This window comes from Gemmatimonas sp. (assembly GCF_031426495.1).
Taxonomy (GTDB): domain Bacteria; phylum Gemmatimonadota; class Gemmatimonadetes; order Gemmatimonadales; family Gemmatimonadaceae; genus Gemmatimonas.
In genome coordinates this window covers 81314-103348 of sequence record NZ_JANPLK010000027.1, presented here as the reverse complement: position 1 = coordinate 103348, position 22035 = coordinate 81314, and the positions used below count along the sequence as shown (strand labels likewise).

At 65.8% G+C, this 22035-nt stretch carries 18 protein-coding genes; 5 read left to right on the top strand and 13 right to left on the bottom strand.

Annotated elements, in window-relative coordinates:
* Positions 1-15 precede the first annotated feature (15 nt).
* Positions 16-468, top strand: coding sequence for a hypothetical protein (locus RMP10_RS07955; protein WP_310569814.1), 453 nt, complete (start codon positions 16-18; stop codon positions 466-468).
* Between the two features lie 97 nt (positions 469-565).
* On the opposite strand, the gene lipB is transcribed toward RMP10_RS07955, so the two are convergent.
* The 7 genes from lipB to lipA all read right to left on the bottom strand — a co-directional run bounded on the left by lipB (position 566) and on the right by lipA (position 10780).
* Complete coding sequence (gene lipB / locus RMP10_RS07950) at positions 566-1267, bottom strand: lipoyl(octanoyl) transferase LipB (RefSeq protein WP_310569813.1); 702 nt, start codon at positions 1265-1267, stop codon at positions 566-568.
* 83 nt (positions 1268-1350) lie between these two features.
* Entirely contained in the window at positions 1351-2754 is a 1404-nt protein-coding gene (gene lpdA / locus RMP10_RS07945) for a dihydrolipoyl dehydrogenase (protein ID WP_310569812.1), read from the bottom strand.
* Positions 2755-2813: 59 nt separating this feature from the next.
* A complete protein-coding gene (locus RMP10_RS07940) occupies positions 2814-6173 on the bottom strand; it encodes a hypothetical protein (protein ID WP_310569811.1) in 3360 nt (1119 codons plus the stop codon).
* Positions 6174-6459: 286 nt separating this feature from the next.
* Positions 6460-7770 (bottom strand): dihydrolipoamide acetyltransferase family protein, encoded by a 1311-nt coding sequence (locus RMP10_RS07935; protein WP_310569810.1) that lies wholly within the window; start codon positions 7768-7770, stop codon positions 6460-6462.
* Positions 7771-7780: 10 nt separating this feature from the next.
* The gene (locus tag RMP10_RS07930) at positions 7781-8845 is read right to left on the bottom strand and encodes a pyruvate dehydrogenase complex E1 component subunit beta (protein WP_310569809.1); all 1065 of its coding nucleotides are present in this window, start codon (positions 8843-8845) and stop codon (positions 7781-7783) included.
* Positions 8775-9824 carry a pyruvate dehydrogenase (acetyl-transferring) E1 component subunit alpha gene (gene pdhA / locus RMP10_RS07925; protein ID WP_309670697.1) on the bottom strand — a complete coding sequence of 350 codons (1050 nt, stop codon included), beginning with the start codon at positions 9822-9824 and terminating at the stop codon, positions 8775-8777. Before pdhA ends, RMP10_RS07930 begins: the two co-directional genes overlap by 71 nt.
* Positions 9825-9871: 47 nt before the next feature.
* Entirely contained in the window at positions 9872-10780 is a 909-nt protein-coding gene (gene lipA, locus RMP10_RS07920; protein ID WP_310569808.1) for a lipoyl synthase, read from the bottom strand.
* Positions 10781-10960: 180 nt separating this feature from the next.
* Between lipA and RMP10_RS07915 the strand changes: the two genes are divergently transcribed.
* A complete protein-coding gene (locus tag RMP10_RS07915) occupies positions 10961-11176 on the top strand; it encodes a hypothetical protein (RefSeq protein WP_309670698.1) in 216 nt (71 codons plus the stop codon).
* 231 nt (positions 11177-11407) lie between these two features.
* On the opposite strand, the gene RMP10_RS07910 is transcribed toward RMP10_RS07915, so the two are convergent.
* A complete protein-coding gene (locus RMP10_RS07910) occupies positions 11408-13273 on the bottom strand; it encodes a glycosyltransferase (RefSeq protein WP_310569807.1) in 1866 nt (621 codons plus the stop codon).
* Positions 13274-13414: 141 nt separating this feature from the next.
* Between RMP10_RS07910 and RMP10_RS07905 the strand changes: the two genes are divergently transcribed.
* The 3 genes from RMP10_RS07905 to RMP10_RS07895 are packed head-to-tail and all read left to right on the top strand — an operon-like array spanning position 13415 to position 16588.
* Positions 13415-14146, top strand: a complete 732-nt coding sequence (locus RMP10_RS07905) for a hypothetical protein (protein ID WP_310569806.1) — start codon at positions 13415-13417, stop codon at positions 14144-14146.
* Positions 14147-14201: 55 nt separating this feature from the next.
* A complete protein-coding gene (locus tag RMP10_RS07900) occupies positions 14202-14822 on the top strand; it encodes a hypothetical protein (RefSeq protein WP_310569805.1) in 621 nt (206 codons plus the stop codon).
* Positions 14819-16588, top strand: a complete 1770-nt coding sequence (locus RMP10_RS07895; RefSeq protein ID WP_310569804.1) for a hypothetical protein — start codon at positions 14819-14821, stop codon at positions 16586-16588. Before RMP10_RS07900 ends, RMP10_RS07895 begins: the two co-directional genes overlap by 4 nt.
* A gap of 20 nt (positions 16589-16608) precedes the next feature.
* On the opposite strand, the gene RMP10_RS07890 is transcribed toward RMP10_RS07895, so the two are convergent.
* The 5 genes from RMP10_RS07890 to RMP10_RS07870 are packed head-to-tail and all read right to left on the bottom strand — an operon-like array spanning position 16609 to position 22019.
* Complete coding sequence (locus RMP10_RS07890; protein WP_310569803.1) at positions 16609-18144, bottom strand: peptide MFS transporter; 1536 nt, start codon at positions 18142-18144, stop codon at positions 16609-16611.
* On the bottom strand, positions 18141-19145 hold the full coding sequence (locus tag RMP10_RS07885) for an ABC transporter ATP-binding protein (RefSeq protein ID WP_310569802.1): 1005 nt from the start codon (positions 19143-19145) through the stop codon (positions 18141-18143). The genes RMP10_RS07890 and RMP10_RS07885 overlap by 4 nt, the downstream gene beginning before the upstream one ends.
* Positions 19142-20188, bottom strand: coding sequence for an ABC transporter ATP-binding protein (locus RMP10_RS07880; RefSeq protein WP_310569801.1), 1047 nt, complete (start codon positions 20186-20188; stop codon positions 19142-19144). Before RMP10_RS07880 ends, RMP10_RS07885 begins: the two co-directional genes overlap by 4 nt.
* Complete coding sequence (locus RMP10_RS07875; protein WP_310569800.1) at positions 20185-21075, bottom strand: ABC transporter permease; 891 nt, start codon at positions 21073-21075, stop codon at positions 20185-20187. Before RMP10_RS07875 ends, RMP10_RS07880 begins: the two co-directional genes overlap by 4 nt.
* The gene (locus RMP10_RS07870; RefSeq protein ID WP_310569799.1) at positions 21072-22019 is read right to left on the bottom strand and encodes an ABC transporter permease; all 948 of its coding nucleotides are present in this window, start codon (positions 22017-22019) and stop codon (positions 21072-21074) included. Before RMP10_RS07870 ends, RMP10_RS07875 begins: the two co-directional genes overlap by 4 nt.
* Positions 22020-22035 lie beyond the last annotated feature (16 nt).

Here is a 22035-nt window from a genome sequence, read left to right as displayed (position 1 = left end):
CCCTTTCGTCAGGCTATGCACACTCGTTTTGTCAAAACAGCGCGACTCGCGCTTGTCACTTTCGTTCTCGCGTCACTGGCCGCCTGTAGCTCCGACCTCGGTGCGGCCAAAATCAAGAAGATTCCCAAGGAAGGCACCATCGAGCAGGTCGTCGCCGAGCTGGGCTCAGGACCGCTCACGGCGCCGCTGCCGGCCGATTCACTGCGATTGATCGGCGGATTCCGCCGGCAGACCTACATCGCGGGAGGCGGAAAAGTCGACGTGATTTGGTACCGTGAGGAACCGGGCACGCTTGAAGACGCCATCGCCAAGGTCACTGAAACGCCCGTTGTCCTGAAGGACGGGAAGTTCCAGGGTGGCGGGTGGAGCTTCTACGAGGAATTCGCCACCAAGGCGGGCATCCCGAACGCCATTCGCGGCCGGGAACGACTTGATTCGATCAGTAAGGCGCAGTCGGGCGGCAAGTAGGGCCGGCCATCAGCTCGAACCGCACGTGAAACGGGGCCGCTCTCCTGGAGAGCGGCCCCGTTGTGCACCCATGACTACGAGCTGAAGGTGCGCGGAGTCAGATCATCGCGTCGATGCCCTGAAACGTGGATCGCACGGGAGTCAGCCTAAACACCGACGCCACACCGGCGGCCACGGCCTCCGATACTTCGCCGAACGACGGTACCACCAAACCGGCGGCGGCACATTCGCGCGCCACGGTGCTCATCTGCACCTCGTCGATGCCACACGGTACCACGTGCTCAAAGGTGGAGAGATCGTTCTCCACGTTGAGTGCCACCCCATGCCAGGTGACCCAGTCACGCGCGTGCACGCCGATACTGGCCAGCTTTCGCCGCCCGGCGGAATCCTCGCGCCAGACGCCGGTAAGGCCTGCCACGCGACCCGTCTCGAGGCCAAAGGCGCGGAGCGCTACGATGATCGACTCCTCGACCTGACGCAGGTACCAGTGCAGGTCCTGTTTGTGGCGCTTGAGATCAATGATGGGGTAGGCCACCAATTGCCCCGGCTCGTGGATGGTCACGTCGCCACCGCGCTCGACATCGCGCAGCTCCACGCCGCGCAAGGCCAGATACTCGGGTGTCACCAACAGATTGCCGGGCTTCGTACTCCGCCCCAGCGTCACCACCGGAGGATGCTGCACCAGAATGAGCAGGTCTTGATCGAGCGTGCCCGCGCTCCGCGCTAACGCCGCGCGCTTTTGGAGCGCCCATACAGCGTCGTACGGGGTGAGGCCGAGATCTAGGCAATACAACAGCATAAAAAACAGTAAGGGGTAGGGAGTACGGAGAAGGAAGTACCCCATACCCCGTACCCCGTACCCCCTACTTCGCAGTTGTCAGACTAGGCGTGTATCATCTTGCCCAACGAATCCAGTACCGCCTCGCCAATCGCTTCGCTGAGCGTGGGATGGGCGTGGATCGCGAGGTCGATCTCTTCGACCGTGAACTCGTTTTCGCGGGCGACCACGAGCTCGTGAATCATTTCGGTCGCATGCGCGCCGACAATGTGCGCGCCGAGGATTTCACCGTACTTGGCGTCGCGAATGATCTTCACGAAGCCGTCGGTCTCTCCGCTGGTGCGCGCGCGGCCGTTCGCCGAGAACGGGAACTTGCCCACTTTGTAATCGAGCTTCTGATCCTTGCATGCCTGCTCGGTGAGTCCGATGCTGGCGACTTCCGGATGACAGTAGGTGCAGCTCGGAATGTTGTTGTAATTCACGAGATGCGGATGCTCGCCGCCCAGCAGATCGGCCAGCACGTGCCCTTCGCGTGAGCCCTTATGAGCCAGCATCTGATTGCCAGCGACGTCACCGATGGCGTAATAGCCTGCCACGTTGGTCTCGAACTTCGCGTTGATCTTCACGAAGCCGCGCTCCGACTTCGCGATACCGACCGTCTCGAGACCGATCTTCTCGACGTTCGGCGCGCGACCGGCCGCCACGAGCACCTTCTCGACTTCCAGCGTGTGCGTGCTGCCGCCCGCTTCGACCACTAGCGTGGCGCCGGTCTTGGTGACCTTGGTGCTGGTGAGCTTGGCGCCGGTGAGCACCTCGATCTTCCGCTTCTTGAACGCCTTCGCCAGCTCAGCGCTGCAATCGGCGTCTTCGATCGGAAGAATCGTGGGGGCGACTTCGACCATCGTGACCTTCGTACCGAAGGCAGCGAACACATCGGCGAACTCCACGCCGACCGCACCAGCACCCACCACCACCATCGATGCCGGAGCCTTCTCCGCCACGAGCACATCATCGCTGGACAGCACGACGTTCTTGTCGAGTTCGAGACCGGCCTGCGGCAGCCCCTTCACGCGTGATCCGGTAGCGATCACGACGGCCTTCTTGGCCTCGTGGGTCTCCTTCTTTCCGTCGGCCAGCGTCACGCTCACCTTTTTGGCCTTCTCGATGACGCCTTCACCGCGGATCCACTGCACCTTGTATTTCTTGAACAGGAACTCGACGCCCTTGGAGTTCTGAGCGCTGATGCTGCGTGAGCGCTTCATCGCCGGACCGAAGTCGAGCGTGATGCCGTCGATGGTGATGCCGTGTTCGGCCGCCTTGCCGAGTTTTACCGCGAGGCCGGCGCTTTCGAGCAGCGATTTGGCCGGAATGCAGCCCCACAGCACACAGGTGCCGCCGAGTGCTTCACGTTCGATAACGGCCACCTGCATGCCCAGCTGGGCACAGCGGATGGCGCAGACGTAGCCGGCGGGACCGCCGCCAAGAATGATGACGTCGAACAAAGCCATGATAGTCGGGGATAGACGTGTTCTAGGGAGAGCACAGGAAAAGTAGCGGAAAACACACGCTACCGGCGAACTGTGCGCACTCCGTCGGAGAACACCACCTCGACCGCCCGACCGCCGGTCACGACCGCGTCGCCGGAGCGCCGCACGAAGCCCATCAACGCGCCCGTCGACGCGTCACGCACCATGGCCATAGGATAGGCCGAGCTGTTCCACGTGACACGCGCCCGGCCCTCGGCGGTGCGATCCACCTGAGCCTGGAGCAAAGGGGCGATTTGCGTGCCGCCGGTGCCGCCGCTCCCGGGCGCCGTCACCCGGGCGCTCTTGCGCGATACGGCTGACAAGGGGGAACGAGCGTCGCGCACCCTGATCGAGGCCAGTCTCGCCTCGAGCGCGCTGCTCCACGGCACGATCACGGCGAACTGCCGTTCGTCGGATGCGGTCGCATGGTCCACGCGCTGCGCGTCGACTGGCGTATCGAGCAGCGCCGTGCCATCGGCATCGAGCAGCTCGAGACGATGCGACGCCGACGTGGTCCCGGCAGTGGCCGGGGCGTTCACCCGAAATGCCGGTTCGAGCCGGATCTGTCCGTTCACCACGCGTCCCCACACCAGCAATCCCTCACCAGGCGCGTCGGCAGACGAGACGCCGCCGGAGGTGCTGCGGTACTGCATCACGGCCGCCCAGTTGTAGTCGCTGATCCACTGATTGCCGCAATAGCCCATCACATCGGTCCAAGTGGGCGACACCAGCGTGTTCGACAAGCTGTTCCAACCCCAGAAGTTGATCACACCGCCCGCGTAGGGATAGCTGGTGTCTCCCGATGTGCTACAAGGCGCATGCTGTCTCGAGAAGTTGTGCCCCCACTCGTGCGCGGCCACACGATCTCCGCTGGGCAGATAATCCCAGCCGATCGCGGCGCGTCCGGGCACGTAGCCATAGCCGGCGATGCCGCTGGTATACGACACCTTGAGCACGCCGTAATAGTGCATGGTGTTCGGCGCGCCGTCGGTGGTACGCAAGGCGTTGATCTCACTCAGCACGGTGAGCCACTGGTTATTGCCGTCGTTGCTTTGGATTTCCGTGGCGCTGGAGGTGAATGGCGCGCGCACATCAGAGGACACGGTGCCGAGCGGGAACATACGCGACACCGACGACAGGAACGACGCCCTGTTGCCCGCGGTCACGTTGCCGGTGAGCGCGCCGACGACGATCGGCACGAAGCGCACGTTGAAGGTCGGCACCGTGTTCACGCTGACGCTCTGCGGCGTGCCATTGGTCGGCCACGTGTTGTCGCTGCGGTCGGCATCGGTGATCGCCAACGTCGGGTCGAGATCGACAAGTACGCGCGTGGTCGTGCGGATGCTTGCCCCAGGCACGAGAACGTTCCAGGTGGACGTCAGCGTGCCTTCGGCGATGGCGGTGCGAACGCTGGTTTCAGGGGCCGTGACCGTGGTGGTCTGCAGTAACGAGACGCCGTCGTAGATGCGCACGCGCACATCGGGGCGCGCGGTGTTGGCGGCATTGGCCTGCACGAATACGCGCAGCAGCGCGTCGCGACCGGCGACCAACGTGACCGAGTTGTCGAGCCTCTGAATCGCTTGCGTGAGGTAGACGTTGGTGATGGCGTAATTCGTCGCCACCGTTGCCGTATACGCGAAGCTGGCGGTCGCCGTGCCGTTCGGTGTGATCGACACACTTTGCGAGGACGGCGCTGGCGTGTACGTCGTGGCACCGCTCACGATCGTGTTGGCGGTGATCGTCCAGCTTCCGACTTCAAGCGACGAAACCGTTCCGGTGCCGCTGGCTGATCGCGGTGCGCCCGTACCGGTGAGCGAGAATGTGGGGGTGACCCCGCCCGGCATGCCACTGGTGGAAATAGTGACGGCGCCGGTGGCCAACGCATACGACACCGTGGCCGGCGCGGCAACCAGCGAGGCCACCACGGCAACCGACTGCGAGGTGGGCGTCGGCACGTAGGTGGTGCCAGCCGCCGATACGTTGGCGGCGGACACGGTGTAGCTGCCCGGCGTGAGCAGGGTCAGCGTCGTCGTACCGGTCACGTTTTGCGAGTAGCCGCCCGGTCCGGTCACGGTGACGCTGCCGGCGGCTCCACCCGGGAGACCGCCCACGACCACCGCGATCGAGCCGGACGTGATCGTGTACTGCACCGGAAGTCGGAGTGTGTCACCCGCAGTCACGGACGTGTCGCGCGACGTCGGCGTGGGCAGATAGCTCGCGCCGCCGCTCGTGACGCTGCCGGCCGTGAGCCGCCAACGTCCGGAGGCCGCGGGGCTGATACGGGTGGTCGCCGTGACCGGCGAAACGTCCCCGTTCGGCGCCGTGAGTGAAATGTTGGCGGCGGTGCCGTTCGGCAACCCCGACACAGGAACCTCGACGACCGTGGGCACCACGATGAAGGGCACGTTGACTGTGGTCGTATTGCCGGTGGTGACCGCGAGATTCTGGGTGGCCGTGACCGGCATGTAGCGCACGCCCGCCACCGTGAGCAGACCGGCGGACAGGGCGTAGCTGCCCACGGGCAACGAATCGAGCGTGGCGGGGCCGCTGAGGGCCCGCGCGACGGTGCTGCCAGTCAGGGTCAACGCTGGCGCCGCGTCGGCAGGGAGGCCGCTGGTCGTGATGACCACGCGACCGACCTGGGCGGCGTACACGACGGTCGCTGGCGCGGCGATCAGCGAGGCACTCACGGTGACGTTCACGGTATCGGCGGCGGGGCGGTAGCTGATGCCGCCAGCGCTGACGGCCGACGCAACCACCTGATAGGCACCAGGGGTGAGCTCGGTCAGCGTGGCCGTGGCGGTGAGCGCCCGACGGAAGCCCTCCGGACCCGTTACCTGCACGGCGCCAGCCAAGGCAGATGGGAGACCGGTGAGCGCCACCGCCAGCGCACCACTGGACACGTTGTAGCGCACCGTCACGCGCGCGGTGTCGCCGTACAGCACGAGCGTATCGATGGCGGCGGGCGACGCCGCATAGCGGAATCCGCCCGAGAGCAGCGTGCCGGCCGCGACTTTCCAGCGGCCGGTGTTGGCGTTGGTCAGCAGGCGCGAGGACGTTACGGCGATATCGCCGCCCCCCGGCGCCGACACGGTAACCGGCGCATCCACGCCTCCCGGCACGCCGGCGATGGCGAGGTCGAGTGCGGTGGGCAGGGGCGCGTAGGTGATCGTGGCGGCCGTTGATGTGGACCCGCTCACCACGGTCACGATGAACGCAGACGGCGTGGCGGTATACGTCCCATCGACCGCACGCACGGGACGCACGGTGATCGTATGCTGACCGGCCGGGATATCGACCCAACTCACGGTGCCGGACGCGGCGCGTGTGAACCCGGCGCCGGCCACGGTGATATCGGCGTTGGTGCCGGTCGGTAGGCCCGCCACGACGAGGCTCAACACACCCGGCGGAATCGGTGCCGGGGTAGGTGGCGGCGGGGGCGCGGTCGGTCCGGCGGGCGAATCGCCGCCGGAGCAGGCCGAGAGCACTGACAGGACACAGAGAAGCGCTAAGCGCGTGGAGAATCGTCGCATTGACTGGGCGTTGAGGGCTGCGTCAAGGACGATTGACAACGCCGAACGCACCAACCGCGCGAGGCGATTGGTGCGTTCCGGTACTGGTTGTGACGCTAGCGGCGGTGTCGAAACGGTCTGGATTCTGGAAAATGCGAATCGTGCGACGTCACGGCTAGAAGAGCATCATCATCGGCGCTTCGAGCAGACCGCGCAGCGTCTGCAGGAATTTGGCGCCGACCGCGCCATCGATCACGCGGTGATCGCAGCTGAGCGTGACGCGCATACGCTGCCGCGGCACGAACTGGCCGTTCTCCCACACCGGCTTTGTCTCCGTCGCTCCGACGGCCAGGATCGCCGCCTCAGGTGGATTGATGATGGCGGTGAACTGATCGATGCCGAACATGCCGAGGTTGGACACGGAGAACGTGCCGCCGGTGAACTCGGCCGGCTGCAGCTTCCGCTCACGTGCCTTTTTCGCCAGCTCGCGCGCTTCCTTGCCGATCTGTCCGAGCCCCTTGAGCTGCGCGTCGCGAATCACGGGCACGATCAGCCCATCGTCGGTGGCGACGGCCATACCGACATGCGCGGCGCTGAAGTAGCGGATGTGATCCGTCATCCAGTGTGCATTGCACTCGGGGTGCCGGGTGAGCGCGATGGCGACGGCTTTGATGATGATGTCGTTGACGGACACTTTGTACTGATCGCCGTTCGCCACCATCTGCTCGCGCAGCTGTCCCACCTTCGTCATGTCGATTTCCGACGTGAGGTAGAACGTCGGCACGGGACCGATGGACTCGCTCAGGCGACGCGCAATCGTCTTGCGCATCTGCGTGAGCGCCACGTCCTTGAACTCGCCGTCGATCTGCATGGCCGTGGCGACGGCCGTTGGCGCGGCCTTGGAAGACGCGGTGGCGACTGGTGCCACGGCGGGCGCGGCGGCGGCGGGCGTGGCCGCGGTTCCGACTGGTGCCGCGGCGGCCGCGCCTTCGATGTCGCGGCGAATCACGCGGCCACCCGGTCCACTACCGTGGATGGCCCCGATGTTCACGCCCTTTTCGGCGGCCATGCGCCGCGCGAGCGGCGACGAACGCACGGGGCCCGACGGCGCCGCTGCGTCGACGGCCACGGGTGCCGCAGCGGGTGCGGCCACGGGTGCAGCAGCGGGTGCAGCAGCGGGTGCAGCAGGAGGCGCTTCAGCAGCCGGCGCCGACGCCGCGGCGCCGGTGAGCGACGCGATGTCTTCGTCGGCCGCGGCGATCACACCGATCACCGCGCCGACGGCGGCCGTGGTGCCTTCGGTGATCAACTGCGCGCGCAGCACGCCGTCGCCGCGCGCCACGAGTTCCATGATCGCCTTGTCGGTTTCGACTTCACCGATCGTGTCGCCGGTCTTTACGGCGTCACCGACGTTCTTCACCCACTTCACGAGGCGTCCTTCCTCCATCGTGGGAGAAAGCGCCTCCATCATCACTTTCGTTGCCATGATCGCTGGGTCAGTCGAGGTAGAGAACCTGTCGGATTGCCGCGATCGTCTTCGGCAAGTCGGGCTTGGCGGCCTTTTCGAGACTCTTGGTATACGGCATCGGCGCATCGGCCTGATGCACGCGGAGCACCGGGGCATCGAGGTAGTCGAAGCAATGGCGCTGGACGTAGTCCACGACCTGCGCGCCCACGCCGCACACTTCCCAACCTTCCTCCACGACGACGCACCGGCTGGTCTTCTTCACCGACGCGGTGATGGCGTCGACATCCATCGGGCGGATCGTGCGCAGATCGACGACGTCGCAGGTAATGCCCTCCTTCGCCATCTGATCGGCGGCCTGAAGGGCCACCAGCACCATCTTGCCATGCGAGACCAGCGTGACGTGCTCGCCTTCACGCTTGAGCTCCGCCTTGCCGATCGGCACGATGTAATCATCGTCGGGCACTTCGCCCTTCGTGTTGTACAGCATCTCGCCTTCGAGGAAGCACACCGGGTTGTCATCGCGGATGGCCGCCTTGAGCAGTCCCTTCGCATCGTACGGCGTGGCGGGCGCCACGACCTTGAGGCCCGGGATGTGCGCCAGCCACGATTCCCACGCCTGCGAGTGCTGCGCCCCAAGTTGCAGCGCCGCGCCGTTCGGGCCACGGAATACCATTGGCATCGGGAACTGACCGCCCGACATGTACAGCATCTTCGCGGCGGCGTTGACCACCTGGTCGAGCGCCAGCAGCGCGAAATTCCACGTCATGAACTCGATGATGGGACGCAGGCCGGCCATCGCGGCGCCGACACCGACGCCGGCGAAGCCGAGTTCGGTAATTGGCGTGTCGACGACACGCATCTCGCCGAATTCCTGCAGCAGCCCCTTCGAGACTTTATACGCGCCCTGGTAGACCGCGACTTCCTCACCCATGAGGAAGACGCGGTCGTCGCGGTGCATTTCTTCGCGGAGCGCCATGTTGAGCGCATCGCGGTACGTGATCACGGCCATGGTCGTTGGGCTCTCAGCTCGTGGTTTCGACGAGGATGTCTTCCATGAGCGCCTCGAGCGGCAACTCCGGGCTCTGCTCAGCAAAGTCGATGCTGTCCTGCACGATCTTCTTGATCTCTTCGTCCATCGCCGCCACGTCGGCTGGCGAGATCTCACCCGCCTCTTCCATGCGCTGGCGGTGCAGGGCGATGGGGTCGCGCTTGAGGTACTGCTCCAGCTCTTCCTTCGTGCGATACGTACCGCTGACCGCGTCGGACATCGAGTGGCCCATGAAACGGTACGTGCGGATTTCGAGCAGCGTCGGCGTCCCGTCGGTACGCGCACGCTCGATTGCTTCTTCGGTGGCTTTGCGCACGGCGTGCACATCCTGCCCGTCGACCACATCACGCGGCATGTCGTACGACGCGCCGCGCTTATAGATGTCGTGAATGGCCGAGGCGCGCTCGAGCGCGGTGCCCATGCCGTAGCGGTTGTTCTCGATGATGAACAGGCACGGCAGCTTCCAGAGTGCGGCCATGTTCAGCGCTTCGTGGAACGCACCGTTGTTCACCGCGGCTTCACCCATGAAACACACAATGACCTGATCGCCGCCACGGTACTTGATGGCGAAACCAACGCCGGCGGCGATCGGGATGTGACCGCCGACAATGCCATGTCCGCCGAGGAAGCCGAGCTGCTTGTCGAACATGTGCATCGAGCCGCCCTTGCCTTTCGCGCAGCCGTCCTGTCGTCCGAACAACTCCGCCATCGCGGCGCGCGGTGTCATGCCGCGGGCCAGCGCCTGTCCGTGATCGCGGTACGTCGTGATGATGTAGTCGTCGGCGCGCAGCAGCGAGATCACGCCGGTGGAGATGGCTTCCTGTCCAATGTAGAGATGGCAGAAGCCGCCGATACGACCGATAGCATACATTTCGGCGACGCGCTCCTCGAAACGACGCTGCAACAGCATCGAATAAAGCAGCTCACGATTCGTGGCGGCCGACGTGTCCTCCGATGCATGGGCCGTCGCCTTGGCATCGGCGCGCACAGGCTCGCCCTTCTTGCGGGTTTTCGCGGTCGACATGGGGAGTGTTCGAGTGTGAAATACGAGGTCGAGTGGCGCTCGTCCGGTCAGACGCCGGCGGCCTGCACCTGCTCCCACGCGTGGTAACTGGACCGCACGAGCGGGCCGCTTTCGACATGCTTGAAGCCGAGTTGCATCCCGACCAGGTACAGTTCGCGGAACTCCTCGGGCGTGACATAGCGATCGAGCGCGATGTGGCCGTCGGAGGGGCGGAGGTACTGGCCGAGCGTGAGAATGTCGACGTCGACGGAACGAAGCTCCTTCATGACCTCGACGACTTCTTCGTTCGTCTCGCCAAGACCCAGAATGATGCCGGTCTTGGTGGGGATATCGGGGGCGATGCGCTTGGCGATCCGGAAAATTTCCAGCAGCCGCTCGTAGCGACCGCCGGGGCGCGCCTTCTTGTACAAGCGCGGCACCGTTTCCGTATTGTGATTGTAGATGTCGGGTCGCGCCTCGAGCACGGTGCGGATCGAGTCTTCGTTGCCCTGAAAATCGGGCACCAGCACTTCGATTGAGCAGCCGGGCAGGCGCTCATGGATCTGACGAATCGTCTCGGCGAAGATGAACGCGCCGAAGTCGGGGAGATCGTCGCGGTCGACCGAGGTGATGACGGCATGCCGCAGATTCAGTTCGGCGATCGCCTGCCCGACACGCGACGGCTCCTCGATGTCGTACTTCGGTGGACGTCCGTGGGACACGGCGCAGTAGGCGCAGTTGCGCGTACAGACGTCACCAAGGATCATGAACGTGGCGGTGCCGTGCTCCCAGCACTCGCCAATGTTGGGGCAATGGGCTTCCTGGCAGACGGTGTGGAGATCGAGTTCCTGCATCATCTGCTTGAGGCGCACATAGTTCGCGCCCCCTGGGGCCTTCACCTTGAGCCACGACGGCTTGCGCTCGGGAAGCGCTTCGCGGCGGTGGCGTCCCATGATCTGAACCAACTGCTCGGCCATATTCTGCTGGGAAAGGCCCGGGGTGGTCCGGGACGTGGTCTGGGGAAGGTAGCCCGGTGCACGGGATCGGCAAACCTTGAGTAACCATCAAGTCAGAAATAGACGGAATCCCAAGGTGCGGAAACTTTGCGGGATGGCTACCGTACATGGAAGAAACCCCACTCTGACCTGAGGCAGACCATGCTCCGTACCCTGTTTACCGTCGGCCTGATCGCCATGCTTGGCCTGGTCGCCCTGAAGTTGGTCTTCGGGCTGCTGGGGCCGCTGGTCGGGCTCCTGTTCATGCTGCTGGGCTTCGCGATCCGGGTCGTCCTGATCGGTGCCGTGATGTATTTCGTGATCCGGGTGATCAGCCCGGCCACGGCGGAGCGCATCGAACGCGCGATCCGGGGGTAGGCCCAGTACTCAGTTCTCAGTGTCCTGAGTTCTGGCTTGAGACTTTTTATCGTGTTCAGCGTTCAGCAACTGGAGTGCACAGTTTCGAGGGGTTTGATGGCTATCGGCTCACCGCCACGCGACACTGGGAACTGTCGTTGCTGAATTCTGAGCACTATACCAAGTCTGATCCCTGAGCCTGATTGTCTTCGCTCTCAGCTCTGAGCTCTGGGTTTCGAGCGCTTCCAGCTCTCAGCCTTCCGAGCCCGCGCTGCCGCTCTCCGGCTCGCCGCCGTCCCCGCCGTCCTTGTCGCGCCGTCCGCGCGACCGTCGCGCACCGCCGCGCCGTCCGCGGCGTCCACGCCGCCGCGCGCGCGCCGCGCTATCGAGATCCGATTCGTCCCCGTCGGCCAGTGCCTCGTCGCCATCGCCGGCATCGCCGTCGCTGTAGCTGTCGCCGTCTTCCGTGTCTGCTTTCGGCGCACGAGTGCGCGAACGGGGCGGAGCGCCTGCCACGGGAAGGTCCGAGTCGATGTCACCCGGGGGGGACGCGCTCGACGAGTCGGCGTCGGCTTCGGCGCCTTCCTCGGACGCGCCATCATCTGCCGTGCCGTCCTTCTTGGTACGGCCGCGACGTGAACGACGGTTGCGCCGGCGCTTCTTGCGCGGCGCGGCACTTTCGTCTCCCTCGATTCCGCCAGCACCGTCGCCAGCCTCGAAGGCATCACCGTCGCCCGTGTCGGCGTCGTCACCACTCTCATCATCACGCGCGTCCGGCGACGGCTCGATGGCATCCACAGGGCCGAGCGCACGTTCGAGCGCACGCTCGGGTCCATCGCGCTTTGCCGACGGAGCCGCGAACGGATCCTCGAGCTCAACCGATGGATCGCTGAACGGCGATCGCGATTCCTCGCGTCCGCGTCGAGGTGGACGCGGCGCACTGCTCTTCGCCGGACGCTCACCACGCGGCAGGCGCTCGGGGCGCGCTGGCTTGGCCTCGCCGTCGTTGGTCTCGGCACGTGGGCGCTTTGGGCGCTCCGGACGCTCGGCGCGCAGCGGCCGGGATTCAGTGGCCGGCTTTTCCGCTGCGCGCTCCACCACGCGGTCCACGTCGCTCTCCACGTCGCGCTGCGCGACAATACCAGAGGGCGCCTCGCTCGGCTCGTCGACGGGACGCTCGCCCTTCGCTCGTTCACGCTCGCGCCGCCGCCCTTCGCGCCGACCGTTGAAGGACTCTTCGTCCTCGATACGCGGCCGGTCACGCACACGCTCACGCAGCTTTTCGACCGAGAGTTCTGTTTCTTCGCGGCGCTTGCCGGCGGCCGCGACTCCGCGCGGTGGACGGCGTTCCGCGTCTCCTGCGGCGTCGGCGGCCGATCCGGCCACGGCACGTCGGCCGCGCGCTCCCCAGGCCCATTTGAGGGCGGCGAGGGCATCACGCATTGCCACGCGGCGCGTATCGCGCATGCGCACGCCGTAGGTCGGCTCCATCGGGACGGACTCCACCCGACGGGCCAGCGGCACCAGTTTGAGCAGCAGATCGGCGTTCGCCGTCCACGAATCACCGACGCAGATCGGCTCGGAGCCAGCCTGGCGTACGAGATCACGCAGCGCGGAAATCCGGATCAGGCGCATCGAGGCCGTGAGGTCATTCACGCCGTCGACGCGCACGAATAGGCGCATGGCCCAATGCGCCGCCTTGAACAACCGGCGAACCGGCACCGGCGCGTCAGCCACGACCATCCGCTCGCCGACCACGAGGTCGGCACCGCCTTCGAAGCGACGCGCGAACTCGGGCACGATGCCCGGCGGATCGGTGAAGTCACCCTGCACGAGCAGCATGGCGTCGCGACGCGGATAGCGCGTCTGCGCGGAGACATGCCGGATCAGCGCGTCGAGAGCGCCGGCATATCCCACGTGCGCCGTCCCGCGGAGCACGGTGACGGGCATCGCGTGCGCGTACTGCTCCGCCACCTCCGCCGTTTCGTCGGAGCTCGCATCATCGTACACGACGACCTCGTACTCGCGAGGAAACTCAGCGAGCACGGTGCGGATCCGCCAAAGCAGGACGCCGATGGTGGCGACCTCATTGTGTGCGGGAATGGCGAGGTAGAGCACAGGAGCCGGTAACGGGACGCGCGAGCCAGCCGAAAAAACGCTGGCGTACTGGTGTGCGTCCGATAATAACAGAGAGAGGCCTCCGGCGGAGCGTTTCCGGCGAGAGGAGATCGGGGTACGTGAAATCAAGGAGGATGCGCCATGATTCTCGCGAACACACGCGCTCGGCTTGGACGCGAAGATGCTCAACTGGTGGTTCGGCTCGTTTCGCGTGGTTCCGGCCGCGCCCAGGACGACGCCGAGGCCAAACTGCTCGATGAAGGACTGGATGCGCTCCTGGACGATCCGCGGCTGCTGGAGGGGCTCCTGGGCGCGCGGCAGGGTGCCCACGCCTCGTGGCCACTCTTCACCTACGTGCTGGTTCGGCACGCGCTGCGCACGGCCGGCGAAGAGGATCGCCCGATCGCCGACTACGTGGCCTCAATCCTGCTTCACTTCGGGCTGCGGCAGCGGGCACGGCAGATCGCCGAGCACGACGACGCGACGTACGACACGCTCGCTTCGCTCGGCGACGATCTCGAGAGCGGCGACGCGTCGAGGAGCTTCCTGGCCCGAGCGCATCTGGGCAACTATGCGTTGTGGCTGAGCGGGCTCTTTCCCGATCACATCGAACAGCGGCGTTGGCGTCGAGGCGGACCTGATCTGGGGTATTTCGAAACGATGGGACAGCGGGGCTTTCGGCTTGCCGCCGACCATCGGCTGGCGGGTGAGCATGGTCTGACCCCACTCTTCGCCGCGGCGGCCGAGCGATTTCCTCGGTTGCGGGTGGCGCTGAACCGCGTGAGCGACCGCTTGCTGTTTCCCAACGTGCACACGCCCGAACGTCTGATGCGCCAGGTGCGCGACGACACGCGGTGGCGGGCTTCCAGCTAGCCCCGATTATCCTTCGGGCGCACGACGGGTAGTTTCCCCGATCTCCTTCCCGCCCATGTTCGAACCGCTACGCGACGCCTTGCGCGGATTTTCCACGCGCCTTGATCCAGATGAACGCCGCACGGCAACGCAGGCCATGCGCGACGCGCTTGTGCACGCGAAGCTGGGGCTCAACGACCTTCGTGCGTCGCTCGCGACGACGAATACGCGTCTGGCCTCGGAGCGCGCGGAACTCGACACGGTGCGCCGCCGACAGGGATTGGCCGCGCAGATCAACGATGAGGAAACGGTCGCGATCGCCGAGCGCTTTGCGGTGCAGCATCAAGAACGCGTCTCGATGCTCGAGACCAAACAGATGGTGCAGCAACACGAACTCTCCCTCGCTGAGCGCGACTACGAAGACATGGCGGGGGAACTGCGCATGATTCTGTCCGGTGTCGCTCCCGGTGCGCGGTCGAACACGGCCGCGGCCGAGGAACCGATGGCGTCGGACGACATCCCGGCCGAGTCGTCTCTCGAACACGGCGGCACGGTGGACGGAGACAGCGCGTTGGACGACTCGATGACGGACCCGATGACGGACCCCCTGCTCTCACCAGTTCGTCGCACGCGCGCCGAGCGCGAGGCAGACGCCGAGCAGCGATTGGCGGACCTCAAGCGCCGAATGGGCAAGTGACCCACCGCCGTGTGATATCCGGGGTCTTGTTGGCCGCTGCTCTGCCGTGGTGCGCCGCGGCGGCTCAGGAGGTGCGCGCCAACGGACAAAAGCAGCCGCCGGTCTCGAGTCGCGGCCGCTTGCCGGTGACGGGGTGCGCGGGGCAGCCGATCAGCGACATCATCGTCATTACGCAGCCTCCGTTCACGGACCGTCTGCCAACGCGTCTCGAGTGGGTGCGCCGAACCGTCCGGCGGACGCATGCGAACACACGCGACGACGTGGTGCGCCGCTTCCTGCTGATGAAAGTGGGCGATGCGTGCAATCAGATCCGCCGCGCCGAGTCGGAGCGCATTCTGCGTGCGCAGCCCTTTCTGGTGGATGCCCGCATCCGGGTGTTCGACGACGAGGCCGGTGGTGTGCGGCTCGAAGTCGAGACCCGTGACGACTTCAGCCTGGTCTTCGAGCCGACGCTGCAATCGAAATCGCCGCTGGTGCGCGGCATGCGCTTCGGTGACTCGAACCTTGGCGGATCGGCCACGCTGGCGGCGATCAACTGGCGCGACGGCCGCGCGTACAACGATCTGTTGGGTGTCGACCTCGCGAACTACGCCTTCGGACGCGGGCGAAACGAATTTCGGTTCTCCGCCCAGCGCAATCGGTTCGGACAGGACATGCGGCTCGAGCTGGTCCGGCCATACTACACCGACCTGCAGCGGTACGCGTGGATTGGCGGCCTGGGTGGCACGCGTGAACCGATGGAGTTCCGGCGCGGCGATCTGCCGCGCAATGCCCTGACGGTGCGTCGCGAATTCGCGAACGTCGGCGCCGTTTCGCGTCTCGGTCCGGTCGGTCGACTCAAACTGCTCGGGGCATCGCTCACGCGCGAAGTGCAGCGCACCGACGAACAGTCGTTATTGCTCACGCGCGACGGTGTTATCGCGGATACGACCGCCGTCGCGGTGCCGACCTTCCGGCCGCAGCGCGTCGTGCGCGCCAACGCGCTGCTGGGCGTGCGTGCGATTCGGTTCGTGCAGGTGCAAGGCTTCGACGCCCTCACCGGCGCGCAGGACGTTCGCGTCGGTATGCAACTCGGACTCGTCGCCGGTCGTTCGATCGTCGTGCGGCAGGCCCGCGATCGCGATCATTTCGTGGCGGCCAATCTGTATGGCGGATTCGGCGGCACGCGCAGCTTCGTCGGTCTGCAGGCGGTCACCGAGGCGCGGTACGATCGCGACGCCAAGGCGTGGGACAACTTTGTCACGAGCGGACGGCTCGCCTGGTACTTCCGTCCGGCCGTGCGACAGACCTCCGTCGTGGAGACGGAGTGGAGCGCCGGTCGCGACATGCGCGTGCCCTTCCAGCTGTCGCTCGCCGATCGCGAGGGCGGCATCATGGGCCACCGGGCGTCGCGTCAAGCCGGCGCACGTCGTCTGGTCTTGCGCGCCGAGCAGCGTCTGGTGGTGCCCACCCGGCTGAATGTGGCCGATGTGGGCTTCGCCGGATTTGCCGAAGCCGGTCGACTGTGGGCGGATCCGTCGGTGCCGTACTCCCTCTCGACGCCATGGCGCGGGGCGGTTGGCGTGTCGGTGCTGGCCGCGGTGCCGCCGCGTTCGCGGCGACTGTGGCGCGTGGACTTCGCGCTGCCGATCAGCGCCGATCCGCAGCGTCGATTCGAAGTGCGCTTCTCCAGTGTCGACCGTTCGCGTGTGTTCTGGAACGAGCCGCGCGATGTGCAGGCTGGACGCGAGCGTACCGCCCCGTCCAGCCTCTTCACCTGGCCGTAAGCACTCGCCGTTACTCGTGGTTATTTCGCCGTGGCCATCAGGCGGCGAATCGGCACGATCATCAACGCCAGAATCACGGTGGCGCCGAAGAGCGCGATGGCGGTGCCGGTGAACACGAGCGGCGTCTGGTCGAGCTTCGTGGGATCGACGTGTCCGCCCACGAGGCCGGCGACCAGATTCCCAACCGACGTGGCCAGGAACCAGATGCCCATCATCTGTCCGACATAGCGTCGCGGGGCCAGTTTCGTCATCGATGACAGACCAACCGGGCTCACGAACAGCTCGCCCAAGGTCTGGAACATGTAACTGATGATGAGCCACCACGGCGACACGAGCACCGATCCACCGCTGGCGACGACGCGGTTGGCGGCGAACACCATGACGAGAAAGCCGACACCGGCCAGCGCGAGACCGAGCGCGAACTTGGCCGGACTCGACAGGTCGATGTTGCGCTTCGCCAGCATGATCCAGAGCGCGGCGAATACCGGCGAAAAGAGGATGATGAACGCCGAGTTCACCGACTGAAACCACGTGGCGGGAATCTCGAAGCCGAAGAGATTGCGGTCCGTAAAGTCGTTGGCGAACAGCTGTAGCGAGGTCGGCGCCTGTTCGAACGCGGCCCAGAAGATCGCGGCAAACGCGAATAGCACGAAGATCACGCCGGAGCGCAGTTTTTCATCGCGCGTGAGCCCGCCGAACGCGAACAGGAAGCCGAAGAACGCAACGGCGATACCAACGAGGACGAACGTCATCGCGCCGCCGATCGCTTGTGGATCGAGCGTGATCCTGCCGGACGCGGCGAGCACGAACACGCTCAACAGCACCGAGAGTCCGCTGAACGTGAGGACTTTTACCCGCGCTTCGCGCTTCGCCTGTACGTCGGGATTGGGATCACGCACGATGTCCTGCCCGAGGCTGCCGAGCATGTCTTTCGCCTTGAGCCAGAACATGAGCAAGCCGCAAAGCATGCCGACGCCAGCTGCGCCGAAGCCCCAGTGCCAGCTGACCCGCTCACCGAGATAGCCTGTGACCAGCTGCCCGATGAAGGCGCCCGTGTTGATACCCATGTAGAAGATCGAGAAGCCGGCATCACGACGCGCGCCGCCTTCGGGGTAGAGATCACCGACGATGGCCGAAATGTTCGGCTTGAGCAGTCCGGTGCCGAGCACGATCAGCACGAGGCCGAGGAAGAAGAAAATCTTGCCCACGCCCGCTCCGGCCAGGCCCGAGATACCAATGGACAGGTGTCCCGACGTGATCAGCATCGCCCCGATCAGGATCGAGCGACGGAGCCCAAGCCAACGGTCGGCGATCCAGCCACCGGGTAGCGACGCGAGATACACCGACGCGGCATAGATGCCGACGATGGCCGACGCTGCGGGACGATCGAAGCCGAAGCCGCCGTCGGCGAGTGCCGCTGCCATGAACAACACCAACAGCGGGCGCAGTCCGTAGAAAGAGAAGCGCTCCCACATCTCGGTCATGAAGAGCAGACCGAGGCCGCGCGGATGACCGAAGAACGCGCGGTCCTGCGAAGGGTGTGATGAAGGCGTCACGACGCGTTGGATGAAAGGTGGAGAAGCGGCTGCTTGATACAGGCCACGAAGTGCCCGGGTGATTTCTCTTCGAGCGGCGGGACGACGCGCGTGCACTCCGCATCCTTGCGCGGATTCGGACACCGCGGATGAAAGACGCAGCCGCTCGGCGGATTCGCCGGCGACGGCGGATCACCCGGCAGCAGAATGCGCTGGCGCTTGGCGGTGGGGTCGGGCACCGGCACGGCCGACAGCAGCGCCTGCGTGTACGGCATCAGCGGGGTGCTGAAGATCGTGCGACGCGGCGCGAGTTCCACGATCCGACCGAGATACATCACGGCCACGCGATCCGCCATGTGCGCGACGACGGCGAGATCGTGCGCGATGAAGAGGTACGAGAGGCCGCGTTCCCGCTGCAGATCGCGCAGCAGGTTCACGACTTGGGCCTGCACGCTCACGTCGAGCGCGGACACGGGTTCGTCACACACGATGAACGACGGTTCGACGGCCAGTGCGCGCGCGATGCCAATACGCTGACGCTGGCCGCCGGAGAATTCGTGCGGATAGCGCGCCGCATATTCCGGGCGCAGGCCGACTTCGTCGAGCAAGGTGGACACGCGACGGTCGGCAGCGCTGCCCTCGGCGAGACCATGCACGATCAGCCCTTCCTTGATCGCGGCACCGACCGTCATGCGCGGATTGAGCGAGCCGTAGGGATCCTGAAAAATGATCTGCATACGTCGTCGCATGCGGCGCAGCGTTTCGCCGCGCAGTGCCAGCACATCGGTCCCATCGAAGCGCACGGAGCCCGACGTCGGCTCAATGAGACGCAGGATTGAGCGGCCGGTGGTGGTCTTGCCGCACCCCGATTCACCGACGAGCGCGAGGGTCTCGCCCGCGTGCACATCGAACGAGACGCCGTCCACCGCCTTGACCGCGCCGGTGACGCGCTGGAGCAGGCCCGTGCGAATGGGGAAATGCTTGGTGAGGTTGCGCACCTCGAGCAGCGGCGTGGTGCTCATGTGCGCACGACCTCGTGACGTGTGGCGCGTCGTGTCGGCTCTTCGATCAGATGGCAGCGCGCCCGATGGGCCGACCCCACCTGCAACAGGGCCGGCTCCTCCGTCGCACAGCGCTCGAACGCATACGGACATCGGTCGCGAAACGTACAGCCACTGGGCAGCGCGGTCGGCGGGGGCACCGACCCGGCAATCGTCTGCAGGCGCGCTTCTTCCTGCCCTAGCTTTGGTATCGCCGCCAGCAGTCCCTCGGTGTACGGATGGCTCGGCGCCGAGAACAGATCTTCCACGTTCGCTTCCTCGACCACGCGGCCGGCATACATCACGATCACGCGCGACGCCATTTCGGCCACGACGCCCAGATCGTGAGTGATCAGCAGCAGCGCCATGCCCGTGCGCGCGCGCAGATCGCGCAGCAGCTCGAGAATTTGGGCCTGAATCGTGACGTCGAGGGCGGTCGTCGGTTCATCGGCGATGACCAGCTTGGGGGACATGATGAGGGCCATCGCGATCATCACGCGTTGGCGCATGCCGCCGGAGAGTTCATGCGGATACTGCTTGGCGCGCGCCGCCGCGTCGGCGATGCCGACCTGAGCGAGCATGTCTACCGTGCGCGACCAGGTTTCCTGGCGCGAGAGCTTCGTGTGCACGCGCAGCACTTCCGCGATCTGGTCACCAACCGTGAGGACGGGATTGAGCGCCGTCATCGGCTCCTGGAAGATCATGGCCATGTGCTGACCGCGAATGTCACGCAGTCGCTCGTCATCGAGCGTCAGCACGTCGCCGCCATCGAACATGATCCGGCTTCCCGACTCGATGCGGCCCGGCGGTGGCACCAAGCGGAGCAGTGACAGCGCCGTCAGCGACTTCCCGCATCCGGATTCACCGACCAGGCAGACCGTTTCGCCGCGGGCGACGGTGAACGAAACCCCGTCGACCGCGCGCGCCACGCTGTTGCCTGCGGGAAAGGCGATCTGTAGCGCATGCACATCGAGCAACGGACGATCGGGCGCGGTTGTCGAGTCGCGTGTGGCAGAAATCGTCACGGGCGCACGGTACGGGAAGAGGATAGGGCGGGGGGCGACGCCACCCCGGGAACGTGGGCGGGTGCAGCGTCGGGACTCGGAACGTGATTCGGTGCGAACCGCTCGCGCAAGGCATCGCCGACAGCATTGCAGGCGAGAACGGCGAAGACGGTAGCCAGTCCGGGGAAGAGGGACAGCCACCATTCAGTCTGCACCACGCCGGCGCCATCGCGAAGAATCGTGCCCCAGCTGGCTTGTGGTGCTTGGATGCCGAGGCCGAGATAGCTGAGACCCGCTTCCAGCGCGATCGTCCCCGCGACACCGAAACTGGCGTTGATCACGAGCGTCGGCAGCACGTGGGGCAGCAGGTGCCGCCACAGAAGGCGGGGCCCGCGAACCCCCACCGCGCGAGCGGCCACGATGAACTCGCGCCCATTCAGCGCATGCAGTTCGTCCGTAACGAGCCGCGCGGTGTCGAACCACCCGGTGAGGCCGATCAGCAGCACGAGCGCCGGAAACGAAAGGGCGCCCCACAGGGCGCCGACAGCCAGTAGCACGAGCAGCCGCGGAATGGACAAGGCCACGTCCAGCAAACGGCGCATCGTGGTATCGACGACGCCACCGGCCAGCGTGGATACGGCACCATACAGCGTGCCGACCACGAGCGACAACGAGACGGAGAGGATCGCCAGCGCCAGCGACACGCGTCCGCCGTCGAGCACGCGACTGAGCACATCGCGACTCACCGCATCGGTGCCGAACGGATGCGACAACGACGGTGCCTGGCTGCGCAGGGCGATGATGTCGAGCTGCGCGTTCGGGGCGTACGGCGACAGCAGCGGACCAGCCGCCACGACCAGCACCAGCAACACGATCAGCACGACGGCTGGTGAGAGGCGAGGCTTCACTGGCTGCGCAACCGTGGGTCGGCGATATCCCGTGCGATGTCAGCGAGCGCCGCGCCGACTGCCGTGACGGCGCTGCCCAGAATCACGCCGGCCGACACGACCTGATAGTCGCGCGCTTCGATCGCGCGGATCATGGCGAAGCCCATGCCGGGCCACGAGAACACGCGCTCCACAAACACGGCACCGGTAATCAGCGCTGGCAGCATCAGGCCGGTGACTGTAATGACGGGCAAGAGCGCGTTGCGCCACGCCTGCCGACGGACGCCTGCCTCGGGAAGTCCTTTCGCCCGCGCCGTGCGCACGAAGGCCTGCGCCATGCTCTCCTGCATGGCATCACGCTGGTAGCGCGCGAAGACCGACACGCCGACCAAGGAGAGCGACACGAGCGGCAACACCAGATGGCACAACCGATCCCAAAGCTGGTCGCCGGGCGTCATGTAGTCGTACGTCTCGCTGGTGATCCCGGTGGCGGGCAGCCAGCCGAGCTGGTACGAGAACACGACGAGCAGCACGAGCGCCAGCCAGAACTCGGGCAGCGAATAGAGGACCAGCAGGGCGGTCGACGTGGTACGATCGCGCCGAGAGCCTGCCCGCGCCCCCTGCCAGGCACCGATCAGCATGCCGCCCACAAGGCTCACGCTGAGGGCGCATCCCATGAGGAAGAGCGATCGTGGCAGCGCGTCGCCCAGCACAGCGGCCACGGGTCGATGCTGATCGCGCGAATATCCGAGGTCACCGCGAAGCAGTGTCGAGAGCCATCGGCCGTACTGCGTGGCCAGTGGCTCATCGAGCCCGTATTGCGCGCGGATCGCCGCGCGCGTCTCGGGTGCAATGCCTTCGCCGAGGGCGGTGGCCGCATCGCCTGGCGCGAGATGCAGCAGCACGAACGCGAGCGTGGCCGCGCAGAAGACGACGGCCACGCTCTGCAGCACGCGCAGAATCACGCGACTGGCGATCGTG

Coding starts and splice junctions, on each gene's coding strand:
- RMP10_RS07915 (WP_309670698.1), top strand. CDS start 10,961: ATGCTCCGTACCCTGTTTACCGTCGGCCTGATCGCCATGCTTGGCCTG.
- RMP10_RS07905 (WP_310569806.1), top strand. CDS start 13,415: ATGATTCTCGCGAACACACGCGCTCGGCTTGGACGCGAAGATGCTCAA.
- lipA (WP_310569808.1), bottom strand. CDS start 10,780: ATGGCCGAGCAGTTGGTTCAGATCATGGGACGCCACCGCCGCGAAGCG.
- RMP10_RS07900 (WP_310569805.1), top strand. CDS start 14,202: ATGTTCGAACCGCTACGCGACGCCTTGCGCGGATTTTCCACGCGCCTT.
- RMP10_RS07955 (WP_310569814.1), top strand. CDS start 16: ATGCACACTCGTTTTGTCAAAACAGCGCGACTCGCGCTTGTCACTTTC.
- RMP10_RS07885 (WP_310569802.1), bottom strand. CDS start 19,145: ATGAGCACCACGCCGCTGCTCGAGGTGCGCAACCTCACCAAGCATTTC.
- lipB (WP_310569813.1), bottom strand. CDS start 1,267: ATGCTGTTGTATTGCCTAGATCTCGGCCTCACCCCGTACGACGCTGTA.
- pdhA (WP_309670697.1), bottom strand. CDS start 9,824: ATGTCGACCGCGAAAACCCGCAAGAAGGGCGAGCCTGTGCGCGCCGAT.
- lpdA (WP_310569812.1), bottom strand. CDS start 2,754: ATGGCTTTGTTCGACGTCATCATTCTTGGCGGCGGTCCCGCCGGCTAC.
- RMP10_RS07935 (WP_310569810.1), bottom strand. CDS start 7,770: ATGGCAACGAAAGTGATGATGGAGGCGCTTTCTCCCACGATGGAGGAA.